General features: G+C 37.0%; 11 protein-coding genes. 9 read left to right on the top strand and 2 right to left on the bottom strand.

Going from position 1 to position 11836, the window contains the following annotated elements:
* The first annotated feature begins 399 nt into the window (after nucleotides 1–399).
* The 5 genes from B9T28_RS08055 to B9T28_RS08035 all read left to right on the top strand — a co-directional run bounded on the left by B9T28_RS08055 (nucleotide 400) and on the right by B9T28_RS08035 (nucleotide 5338).
* Nucleotides 400–1797, top strand: coding sequence for an amino acid permease (locus B9T28_RS08055; protein WP_086203477.1), 1398 nt, complete (start codon nucleotides 400–402; stop codon nucleotides 1795–1797).
* Between the two features lie 146 nt (nucleotides 1798–1943).
* The gene (locus tag B9T28_RS08050; RefSeq protein ID WP_086203476.1) at nucleotides 1944–2165 is read left to right on the top strand and encodes an LptM family lipoprotein; all 222 of its coding nucleotides are present in this window, start codon (nucleotides 1944–1946) and stop codon (nucleotides 2163–2165) included.
* 31 nt (nucleotides 2166–2196) lie between these two features.
* A complete protein-coding gene (lysA, locus tag B9T28_RS08045) occupies nucleotides 2197–3441 on the top strand; it encodes a diaminopimelate decarboxylase (RefSeq protein ID WP_086203475.1) in 1245 nt (414 codons plus the stop codon).
* A gap of 14 nt (nucleotides 3442–3455) precedes the next feature.
* Nucleotides 3456–4301, top strand: coding sequence for a diaminopimelate epimerase (dapF, locus tag B9T28_RS08040; RefSeq protein WP_086203474.1), 846 nt, complete (start codon nucleotides 3456–3458; stop codon nucleotides 4299–4301).
* Nucleotides 4302–4444: 143 nt separating this feature from the next.
* Entirely contained in the window at nucleotides 4445–5338 is an 894-nt protein-coding gene (locus tag B9T28_RS08035; protein ID WP_171263490.1) for a tyrosine recombinase XerC, read from the top strand.
* Nucleotides 5339–5364: 26 nt separating this feature from the next.
* Here the strand turns inward: B9T28_RS08035 and B9T28_RS08030 are convergent, their stop codons facing one another.
* Nucleotides 5365–6891 carry an FAD-dependent monooxygenase gene (locus B9T28_RS08030; protein WP_086203472.1) on the bottom strand — a complete coding sequence of 509 codons (1527 nt, stop codon included), beginning with the start codon at nucleotides 6889–6891 and terminating at the stop codon, nucleotides 5365–5367.
* A 432-nt stretch (nucleotides 6892–7323) separates the two neighbouring features.
* Between B9T28_RS08030 and B9T28_RS08025 the strand changes: the two genes are divergently transcribed.
* The gene (locus B9T28_RS08025) at nucleotides 7324–7683 is read left to right on the top strand and encodes a hypothetical protein (RefSeq protein ID WP_086203471.1); all 360 of its coding nucleotides are present in this window, start codon (nucleotides 7324–7326) and stop codon (nucleotides 7681–7683) included.
* Here B9T28_RS08025 and B9T28_RS08020 read toward each other — a convergent pair.
* Nucleotides 7659–8249, bottom strand: a complete 591-nt coding sequence (locus B9T28_RS08020) for a GNAT family N-acetyltransferase (protein WP_086203470.1) — start codon at nucleotides 8247–8249, stop codon at nucleotides 7659–7661. The genes B9T28_RS08025 and B9T28_RS08020 overlap by 25 nt on opposite strands.
* 591 nt (nucleotides 8250–8840) lie before the next feature.
* On the opposite strand from B9T28_RS08020, the gene B9T28_RS08015 reads away from it, so the two are divergent.
* The 3 genes from B9T28_RS08015 (at nucleotide 8841) to B9T28_RS15020 (ending at nucleotide 11628) form a co-directional block, all read left to right on the top strand.
* Nucleotides 8841–9590, top strand: a complete 750-nt coding sequence (locus B9T28_RS08015) for an electron transfer flavoprotein subunit beta/FixA family protein (RefSeq protein ID WP_086203469.1) — start codon at nucleotides 8841–8843, stop codon at nucleotides 9588–9590.
* Nucleotides 9591–9607: 17 nt separating this feature from the next.
* Nucleotides 9608–10540, top strand: coding sequence for an electron transfer flavoprotein subunit alpha/FixB family protein (locus tag B9T28_RS08010; RefSeq protein ID WP_086203468.1), 933 nt, complete (start codon nucleotides 9608–9610; stop codon nucleotides 10538–10540).
* Nucleotides 10541–11283: 743 nt separating this feature from the next.
* Nucleotides 11284–11628 (top strand): hypothetical protein, encoded by a 345-nt coding sequence (locus tag B9T28_RS15020; RefSeq protein ID WP_252053562.1) that lies wholly within the window; start codon nucleotides 11284–11286, stop codon nucleotides 11626–11628.
* The last annotated feature ends 208 nt before the right edge of the window (nucleotides 11629–11836 follow it).

The following is an 11836-nucleotide window of genomic DNA, read 5'->3' as shown; positions in this document are numbered from 1 at the left end:
GCTGCATTGTTACGGCTCAAAGAACTGAGCTTATTTAAGGTTGAGCACAGTCCACGTGATTCGTATTTCGCTAAGCAGTTTTTCATTTCTTTGACCATGACTAATGTTTCTAAATGAGTTCTTGAATTTCAGGATTATTTTTTTTTCAATGTTTCTTTTTTGACATGGATTTATTTGGTATACAAGCTTCCTCTTTTATTTTTAAAAGTAATGATTGGTATTTGATTTTTATAAGAATTAAATGGTTTTACTGGGTTTTTATTCAAAGGTTGGGCATTTCTTAGATGAAATTTTTGTATTCGGTTTTGAATAATGAATGATTGGTGTTGATTTTTCTTTTTCCTTTTTTTGAAAATTAAGATAATTTGTTTAGCATTGAATACTAAGACGAAATATAAAATGCAAAAATTAAATACATCCCATTCGAGTGAGGGGGGAGAACTTCAACGAAGTTTATCCAACCGACATTTACAATTGATTGCAATTGGTGGGGCAATTGGAACAGGGTTGTTCATGGGATCAGGTAAAACGATCAGCCTTGCAGGACCTTCAATTCTATTTATCTATATGATTATTGGTTTGATGGTGTTTTTTGTCATGCGTGCGCTTGGTGAATTACTACTTTCAAATTTGCAATACAAATCCTTTATCGACTTTTCAACAGATTTAATTGGCCCTTGGGCAGGATATTTTGTGGGATGGACGTATTGGTTGTGTTGGATCACCATAGGAATCGCAGATTTATCTGCCATTATTTATTATTTACAATTCTTTAATAATGGTCTGCCATTTTCACCAATTGAAGGCGCAATGATTAGTGTTGCTGCGATTGTGTTTATTATGGGCTTAAATCTCATGACAGTGAAACTGTTTGGTGAGTTGGAGTTCTGGTTTGCACTGGTCAAAATCATTGCCATTATCGTATTGATTGCAGTCGGTTTATGGATGATTTTCACGGGATTTAGTTCTACAGCAGGTGAAGTCGCATCATTTACCCATCTGTGGAGTCATGGGGGTATGTTTCCGACAGGAGCACATGGTTTCTTAGCAGGTTTCCAGATTGCTATTTTCGCCTTTGTCGGGGTGGAGTTGGTCGGTACCACAGCAGCTGAAACAAAAGATCCAGAACGTAATTTACCAAAAGCTGTAAATTCAATTCCTATTCGTATTATTTTCTTCTACGTTTTAGCATTAGTCATCGTAATGTCTGTTACGCCGTGGAATAAGATCGATCCTACAATTAGTCCATTTGTAAACTTGTTCAGCCAGGCAGGTATCGCAGCTGCAGCCATTATCATGAACTTAGTCGTGTTATCTTCAGTGATGTCATCTATGAACAGTGGGGTATTCTCGACTAGCCGAATGTTGTTTGGTTTGTCGCGTGAAGATCAAGCTCCAAAGGCATTTGGTCGACTTAATATTCGTGCAGTACCGGCCAATGCATTGTATTTCTCGGCAGTTTGTTTACTGGGTGGTGCGACATTACAATATTTTGTTCCAAATACCGTTGAAGCATTTACTTTAGCTACCACACTTTCAACAATTCTGTTTATTTTGGTTTGGATTATTATTCTGTGGAGCTATTTGGTTTATCATAAAACACGCCCTGAATTGCATGCAAAATCGACCTTTAAATTGCCTGGTGGGCCAGTTACCTGTTATGTGGTCATTGCATTTTTTATTGGTATGATTTACGTACTTTCTTTAGAAGAAGATACCTTCAGAGCACTTAAAGTGAGTCCAATTTGGCTCATCATTCTTGCAATTGGTTACTTTGGTTTCTATAAGAAAAAATAATCATATGGTTAACCATTAATTTTGATGAAAAACGCTGGTTTCAAACTGGCGTTTTTTTTATTCTGGCTTTAAGCTGTGGGGGTTAGTGCTTTGGTCAATATCATGATCAAGGTATACTGGCTAAAATTCAAAAGATAGGTGGTTAGATGCGTCTCGTCATTTGTTACATAAGTTTAATTGCGACCACGTTTAGCATGGTTGGATGTGGCCAATCTGGAGCTTTACAGTTGCAGAATGACCCTGATTATGACAAACGCGCCAAATATTTGCTTCATTCAAATATAGAAAGCAAGTCATCTCAAGTGAAGAACACCGCTGTAGAACCTGCAGTTCAATCAGAAGCTGCATCAGAAGTAACATCTAATTAGACCTATTTGCTTTCATTGAAAGGATACATTCATGAGTTTCTCCCGCATTAATGGGGTATTGCATGCAGAGCAATGTTCTTTAGAACAGCTCGCGCAGCAATTTGGCACACCGCTTTATGTTTATTCAAAAGCAAGTTTTGAAAAGCATTATTCTGATATGGATAAAGCATTTGCTTTTATTGATCATCAAATTTGTTTTGCGGTGAAGTCTAATTCTAATATTGCGGTATTGAATGTATTGGCCAAGCTTGGTTCAGGTTTTGATATTGTCACTGGTGGTGAACTTGCACGCGTTCTTACAGCAGGTGGTGAACCTACAAAAATTGTGTTCTCAGGTTTAGGAAAAACTGAAGCAGATATTCAAAAAGCTTTAGAAGTCGGGATCGCATGTTTCAATGTTGAGTCACATGCAGAATTGGCACGTATTCAAAAAGTCGCAGCTAAACTTGGTAAAAAAGCACCGATTTCTTTACGTGTTAATCCCGATGTTGATGCGAAAACTCATCCATATATTTCGACTGGTTTAAAAGAAAATAAATTTGGGATTCCATCCGACAGCGTTTTTGAAACGTATCAATATGCAGCTTCTTTACCAAATTTAGAGATTGTCGGAATCGATTGCCATATTGGTTCACAATTGACAGAAACTAAACCATTTGTCGATGCATTGGATCGTGTGATTGCAATGATTGACCAATTGAAAGCATTGGGTATTCAGCTCAAACATATCGATATTGGTGGTGGTTTGGGCGTTACGTATAAAGATGAAGTTCCACCGACTGTTACAGAATATGCCAATGCGATGAAACCTGCTTTAGAAAAGTTAGGTCTTAAAGTGTATATGGAGCCAGGCCGGAGTATTTCTGCAAATGCGGGTGTATTATTGACTCAAGTTGATTTGTTGAAACCAACGAATCACCGTAACTTTGCCATTGTTGATGCCGCAATGAATGACTTAATTCGTCCATCCTTATATGAAGCATGGATGGATATTCAGTCGGTCACACCACGTACAGATGTTGAAATAAAAGAATGGGATGTTGTTGGTGCAATTTGTGAAACTGGCGATTTCTTAGGTAAAGAGCGCGAGTTAGCCATTCAAGAAAATGATGTACTGGCTGTTTTAGGTGCAGGTGCGTATGGTTTTGTGATGAGCTCAAATTATAATAGTCGTGGTCGAGCGGCTGAAGTAATGGTCGATGCTGATCAAGCTCATCTGATTCGTGAGCGTGAAACGATAGAATCACTTTGGAAAAATGAACGGTTATTGCCTTAAAGGAGTCATCTAAGATGTTATTAGAATTTACCAAAATGCATGGTCTAGGCAATGACTTCATGGTGGTTGACCTGATTAGTCAACGTGCTACATTCGATAAAATGACCATTCAGCGTTTGGCAGATCGTCATTTTGGTGTTGGGTTTGATCAACTTCTAATAGTTGAAGCACCTGATTTTCCAAATGTTGATTTTAAATATCGAATTTTTAATGCTGATGGTTCAGAAGTAGAACAGTGTGGTAATGGTGTACGCTGTTTTGCACGTTTTGTGCACGAGCGCCAACTCACCAATAAAACTAGGTTTAAAGTACAAACGTGTTCGGGGATTGTGGAACCTGAATTGGGCCCAAATGGTTGGGTACGTGTCAATATGGGCTATCCTAAATTTTTACCACAAGAGATTCCTTTTTTAGCTGAAACGGCTGAAGCTTTATATGACATCGACCTTGCTGACGACCAAAAACTAACGATTGATGTGGTGAATATGGGGAATCCCCATGCCGTAACAATTGTTTCTGATGTCTTAACTGCTGATGTAACAACCATAGGTCCTCAGATTGAATCACATACACGCTTTCCTCAGCGCGTAAATGCTGGATTCATGCAAATTATGGATGAAAAACATGCCCGTTTACGCGTATTTGAACGTGGTGTGGGGGAAACGATGGCTTGTGGAACAGGTGCTTGTGCAGCTGCAATTTCAGGCATGCGGCGTGGTTTACTTGCTAATTCGGTTGAAATTGAACTTGCTGGTGGTAAGTTGCAAATTGAATGGCAGGAAGGTGATGTGGTGTGGATGACAGGTCCAACAGCAACCGTATATGAAGGTCGTTTAGATTTACGTTACTTTCAGGCTTAAAAGTTGTTTAAAGCTAAAAGAAAAGTAGTTAATTGAAAAAGCTCTGATTAGTCAGAGCTTTTTCAATTACACTGTTGAATAGAATTTGAATTAACTGAATTAAGGCGAGTGAAATGCAATATGGTGCAATGCAATTACTCTCTATGTGGCTTAAAGATCGCAAAATTCAAAATCAATCTGAACATACTTTAGATGCATATTTTCGAGATGTATCGGGTTTTATTGACTTTTGTTATCAAAAAAAAATAGAACTCAAACAGGTTGAAGCTTCAGATTTACGTGAATATTTAGCGTTTAAAGTAGAGCAAGATCAGCTGAGTTCCAGTAGTTTGCAACGTCATCTGACGGCTATTCGCCAATTTATGAAGTGGGCAGAGCAAGGTAATTATTTAACGATCAATGCTGCGGATGATTTACAAATCAAAAGACAGCCTAGACCCTTACCCGGCATGATTGATATTGAAACGGTCAATCAAATTATTGATCAACCTGCACCCGAAAAACCCATAGAACAACAACTTTGGTTGAGAGATAAAGCGATACTCGAGCTACTATATTCTAGTGGTCTACGTTTGGCTGAAATTCAAGGTTTGACCATTCGTGATATTGATTTTAATCGCTTACTGTTAAGAATTACAGGAAAGGGAAATAAAACTCGGATTGTCCCTTTTGGCTCTAAAGCCAAACAAAGTCTGATTGGGTGGTTGAAAATTTATCGAATATGGAAGGGTGAGTTTAGTCCTGAATCTTCGGTATTTATTACGCAGCGTGGTAATGCTATTACTCCACGACAAATTGAAAATCGGGTGAAATTTCAAGCGCAACGAGCTCAAGTCAATGTCGATCTACATCCACACTTGTTGCGTCATTGCTTTGCCAGTCATATGTTGTCGAATAGTGGTGATTTACGTGCAGTACAAGAAATGCTTGGACACAGCAATTTAACCACCACACAAATTTATACGCATATCGATTTTGATCGTCTTGCACAAGTCTATGATCAAGCTCATCCTCGGGCCCAGAAAATATTAAAATAATGAGTATCATTATAAAAAGCAGGGATTTAGATTTGTGCAGAACAGTTTATCTGCCGATTTTGAAAGTACTCATCTAAAGTACGAGTTTCTGCTTGTGGGTCAATCAGCGCTATATAGGTATCTGGGCGGAGTAAATATATTGCATTTTCTAATAAGCCTGCTTGCTCACAAGAGATATCCCAAGCAAATACATTTAAAGGGACATTATTCATTTTACACCAAACTTGTAATTGGGGAGGAGCCGTACCATAAACATGCACCTGCCAAAGCATTTTTTTTAAAGACTCTAAATTATTACTTTGTTCATATTCAATCCAAGGTAAGCGATCGCCACCTTGTAATTTACCTAAATTTTTTTGACTGAGTGGGCTGTGCCGATAATGAATACTCAGTTGTGAAATTAGGCGAAAAATGAACTGACTAAGGTGATGGTTGTTATATATTTTAGGGAGAATATACGGAATAATTTTAGTTCTGAACTGACTGAAAAAATAACCTTCTGCGGTCACCAGACTAAATATGCGATCGGTACTTTTCACCAATTTTTCGGCAAAAGCACGACGTTCAATCTGATAGCTGTCGAGTAATTGTTCCGAGGCTTGATTTTTAATGACAGCAGCTAATTTCCACGCCAAATTAATAGCATCGCCAATTCCAGTATTCATGCCTTGTGCTCCAGCTGGGCTATGCAAATGTGCTGCATCGCCCACTAAAAAGACACGACCAATACGATAATCAGACACGATACGGTGGTGTACTCGATAAGTCGAAAACCAGTTTACTTTTTCAATACTTAAGCCTAAATCTTGAATTGCAGTGTGGTGAATATCATTAAAGCTGATGTTTTGTAGAGATTCCACTTGATCTTCACGGATAATTCCAATCAGACGCGCTTGACCAAGTTCTCCATAGGAGAGAAGTAAAACAAAATCATGTTGATCGAAAGAGATATGCGCACCACCATCGACCGCAGCTCCTTTGACCACGACGTCGGCCACGTAAAAAACTTGTGAATAAGTTCCACCTGGGAAATTTAATCCAAGTTGGTGGCGAATAGGTGATTTACCACCATCACAAGCCGCAAGAAAATGGGCATGATAATTTTCTTTTCCTTGAGGTCCGATAATTTGTGCGCTGATATGATCAGGATAGTCGGAAAAACTGATGAGCTCAGTTGATCGCTCGACGATAACTCCTAATTTTTCTAAATGTCGAATTAAAATACGCTCATGTTGGTCTTGCGGATAGATTAAGAGAAATGGATAGGGCGTCAATTTTTGCCCTTGTTCTACCAGTTTTAAAATGCCACGTTTTTTACCATTGGCCCATAAATTGAGTTGTAAGTTGGCGTGACCCGCCTGAATGATTTCTTCAGCCAAATCCATTTGTTGATAGAGTTCCAAAGTATGTGCTTGTATACCCAGTGCTCTTGAATTGACGACTGGTGCTGCTGTTTTATCAATAATTCGGACTGGAATCCCTTGTTTGGTTAACCATAAAGCGAGGACTAATCCAGTAGGTCCTGCACCGACAATCAGAACATTATTTTTCATATTATTTTCCTGAAAGTGATGAATTTATTGATGAGCTAAGTATTTTGTTTTATGGGGTTTGAACGAACTGAATACTGTATTTTTAGAATAACTACTTTATTGTCTTGTTTTTGAAAAAAATTGTAGTGTTTATTTATACTCTCTATTGCAGCGTAAAATGATGTTTTTCAGCATATTTCTAGCGACATTATTATAAAAAATACTTAAAAACCTGATTGTATACAGTGGCATTTAATTAAATATCTGTATCTAAACGTTAGTATTCATGAGATTGGAACAATTTATGCTTATTTTTAGGGGGGATTAAGCTTAATGCTGAAAGGATTAAAGAACGTGGATTGCATTATAAGATCGTCGTATTTTATTATTGCAAGATAAAAATAGAATTAGGTCATTACAAAAATGACCAATGTATAGGTAAAAGTGAGTGTAATGAATAATATTAAGCAAAAATATGAACAATTAACTGAAGCACAAAAAGAAATTTTTCGTGGTTATGGGTTGAGACAAATTAAACATTTTGTGGAGCTTAGCTTACCCAAAATAGAGTCTTGTCTACCTGAACATAGCATTGTGTTAGGGCTGAATTTAGATGGACGGGTACAAGCTGTAAATCAACTGACACAGCAAATTTATCTTTGGATATCGGATCAGCAATGGCAGGAAGGGGGCGTTCAATTGAGTCAAATTGATTTAAAAGAAGATTTTATTCAAATTTGGAAAACCTTTGATTTAGAAAACCAAGATTTAATTGAATTAAGTCATATTCATCGTGATTTTTTAGGTGTGTAATGTCCATTTATATTTTTTAGTGTTGAAAATTGCTCATCATTAATTTTATAGAGTACATGTTGTTGTAATGGACTTTCATTATTCAATGCTGGATGATCAAAACTGTGTGAAAATTTCATGGCTAAACGTTGCATGACTTTTTTTGAAGGCTGGTTTTGTTTTGCAGTGAACGAGACTATTTCTTTAAGCTTTAATGTATGAAAAGCGAAATTTAAACAGGCATGAGCCGCTTCAGTTGCATAGCCTTGATGCCAAAATTCTGACGCGATGCGCCAACCAATTTCAACACAAGGTGAAAAGCTAAATTTATCGGGTTGAGCATTTAAGCCGACAAAACCAATAAATTGTCCTGTCGCTTTTAATTCTACTGCCCAAAAACCCCAACCATTTTGTGCGATGATTGTTTTAAAACGTTCGGCTAAGTCTATACTTTCCTCAGCAGTGAGCAGATTGGGGAAATAACGCATCACTTCGGAGTCAGCATTTAATTGTATAAACGTAGGTAGATCAGTTTTTTGCCATTGTCTAAGTAAAAGTCGAGAAGTTTTCAGTTGATAAATATGCATTTACAGCCTCTTTGCTATATCGTCATGAAATATTGAATGACGCAAACAGTAAATATAAAGCATCGGTGTGAATCGTGGCATTGCATAGATAAAAAATGCCAAAATTTATAACGAAGAGTAGCAACCATTAAAATAAAAAAGTTTGATTTTATCTATTCTTGAGCATTAATGCCTAGAAGGTCTTGAGAAATGGTTAAATTGTTGATCAGTTAGCGTCACTAGATTAAAATTTTTTCAATTATCTATCTTAAATGACATTTTTTTATGCAATACATTAGGTTTCATTATTAAAAATGCGAATAATGAGTTTATTTTTTAAGCCTTAAATAAAAAACCTGAACAAGGTTGAAAAATTATAAAAATCAATAATTAAATAGTTAAAGTTTTTATAGGGATTAAATAAATCTAACTTTGAATATTTTTTATGAACTGTCCGTTCAATGATTTTTGCACTTTTTTACTGCTGTTTCGATAATTGTGACTTGACCGAAATGCCAAACACATTGCAAGATAGGGCACCTAAAAATTTTAAAAGAAGAGTTATGATAACTTTTCTTAACTATTACTTTTGCTAAAACAGCCGAGGATTACATGAAGGCTCTTGTTGCTGTAAAACGTGTGGTTGATGCCAACGTTAAAGTTCGCGTTAAACCGGACAATAGTGGGGTAGACCTTACTAACGTTAAAATGTCAATCAACCCATTCTGTGAAATCGCAGTGGAAGAAGCAGTTCGCTTAAAAGAAAAAGGAACAGTTTCGGAAATCGTTGTGGTTTCTATCGGTCCTAAAGAAGCTCAGGAACAAATCCGTTCTTCTATGGCACTTGGTGCTGACCGCGGTATCTTAGTAGAAACTACTGATGAGATTGGAGCACTTGAAGTTGCTAAAATCTTAAAAGGTATTGTAGAACAAGAAAAACCAGAACTTATCCTTCTTGGTAAACAAGCAATTGATGATGATTCAAATCAAGTCGGTCAAATGCTTGGTGCTTTACTTGGTGCTGGTCAAGGTACATTTGCTTCTGTCGTGAATGTTACTGGTGATAAAGTTCAAGTGACGCGTGAAGTTGACGGTGGTTTACAAACTGTTGAATTGAATCTTCCTGCAATTATCACCACTGACTTACGTTTGAATGAGCCACGTTATGCTGCTCTTCCAAACATCATGAAAGCGCGTAAAAAACCGCTTGATGTTAAGTCTCCTGCGGATTATGGCGTTTCAGGTACAACTAAACTTAAAACAGTTAAAGTTGAGCCACCAGCAGAGCGTAAAGCTGGCGTACAAGTGAAATCTGTTGATGAGCTTGTTGAAAAACTTAAAAACGAAGCGAAAGTGATCTAATACAGAAGGATAAAATCATGAGTATTTTAGTTATCGCTGAGCACGACAATAAGACACTTAACGGTGCAACTTTAAACGTTGTTGCTGCAGCTCAAAAAATCGGTGGTGATATCACTGTATTAGTAGCTGGTTCTGGCGCTCAAGCAGTTGCTGACCAAGCGGCTAAAGTTGCGGGTGTAAGCAAAGTATTACTTGCTGACAATGCTGCTTATGCACATCAATTGGCTGAAAATGTTGCGGCTTTAGTTGCAGATTTAGGTAAAGGTTATTCACATATCCTTGCGACTACTACAACGACGGGTAAAAACGTACTTCCACGTGCGGCTGCACTTTTAGACGTAAGCATGATCTCTGACATCATTGCTGTTGAAAGCCCTAAAACTTTCAAACGTCCAATCTATGCAGGTAATGCAATTGCTACAGTTCAATCTGATGAAGCAATTGTAGTTGCAACTGTTCGTGGTACTGCATTTGATCCTGTAGCGGCTGAAGGTGGTTCTGCAGCGGTTGAAACTGTTGCTGACGTTCAAGATGCTGGCATCTCTAAATTTATTTCTGAAGAGATTGTTAAATCTGAACGTCCTGAATTAACAGCTGCGCGTATTGTTGTTTCTGGTGGTCGTGGTGTGGGTTCAGGTGAGAATTATCACACTGTACTTGATCCATTGGCAGACAAACTTGGCGCTGCTCAAGGTGCATCACGTGCTGCGGTTGACGCTGGCTTCGTTCCTAACGACATGCAAGTTGGTCAAACGGGTAAAATTGTTGCGCCTGACCTTTACATCGCTGTCGGTATCTCTGGTGCGATTCAGCATTTGGCGGGTATGAAAGATTCTAAAGTAATCGTTGCGATTAACAAAGATGAAGAAGCACCAATCAATGCTGTAGCTGACTACTGGTTAGTGGGCGACTTAAATACTGTAGTTCCAGAATTAGTTGCTAAGCTATAATTCTGTAATACGGTTTGAAAATGCTCCGAAAGGGGCATTTTTTATGCCTAGTCTTTTTATTGTTTATTATTTTTTAATCATGAGCAACGGTTATATCCAACGCATTCTATTCTTAATAAATATAATCACCATCAGCAGTCAAAAACATATTTCTTAAAATATTTATAATGCTGTGGGATCTCAATTTTGTGGTATTTTTCGAATGCTTTCTAAGGATCATTTTTGTCAATTACTTTTCTTATCCGTAATTTGGATTAACTCCTAATTTTAAATAAAATATGAATCATTTAATGGTTAATTTTAAAAATGGATTTAAATAGCAAGTTGTCTCTAGATTGGATAGTCAATTTTAAAAATTTAATTTGTTTGTTATGTTGAAATTAATATTTATTTAATGTTTTTTGTTTTAAGGCTTATTGTTTAATGTTGGTATCTAAAAGACTGACAAGTCCTACAATAGTGTTTGTTGCTCTCTGTTTTCTATTCCCTTTTTAGCCGATCTTCACGCACCTTTGCTATAAGGTGAATCTGTTAGATATATTGAAAATACTCAGGCTTTATTGCGTATTTTGGTTGCCATTTTTAGTTATTGTTATATACGTCCAGACCGATGTCCGGGTGGGAAAAAGCAATTTTGGATATGGGTTATATTTTGGTAGATTCTCCTCTTTGGTCTTAGTACAAGTTGGGGCAGAGATTATTTTCCTGAAGTGCCCAGAGTCTATTTTAAAGCACTTTCGGTTATGTTTATTACCCCTGTGGTATTGATGTTGTTTTCAGCTCAGCTTCGTCAAGAAATTATGAATAAGTTCAAAACTGTAAAATTCCCCATTTGGAGTTTTATCTTGGCTCTGACCACATTGATCATTGCCGATTCAATTGAGCATAGTCGTTTTTTATTGCCAGTATTTTTACATGACATTGCTTATAAAAATTTCATGGAAGAAATGTATGAGTTCCCGATTATTTGGGGTTTATTTGAAGTGACCTATCTGTTAATGAAGCAAGATAAACCAATCTTAGAAACTGAAAATCAGTCAACTTTAGATGAGTTTTCAGCATACCCCAATATTCATAAATATGAATAGAATGCGTTTGAATTTTAGCCTCCTTTAGCGGAGGTTTTTTATTGTTGCTCAAATGTTGGTTTTGCTTAAATTTAATACAAAAAATCATGATTATAGTGCAGATGGATTGACACAAATTTAGATGCTTTTATGCTATAGTATCCGACTATTTTTTGATTTTAACTCAGTCTTTTAGGGTTAATTTTTTGCAAGATTGATTATATAAATG

The organism is Acinetobacter silvestris, assembly GCF_002135235.1.
Lineage (GTDB): Bacteria > Pseudomonadota > Gammaproteobacteria > Pseudomonadales > Moraxellaceae > Acinetobacter > Acinetobacter silvestris.
This window is presented reverse-complemented; position numbering and strand designations above follow the sequence as displayed.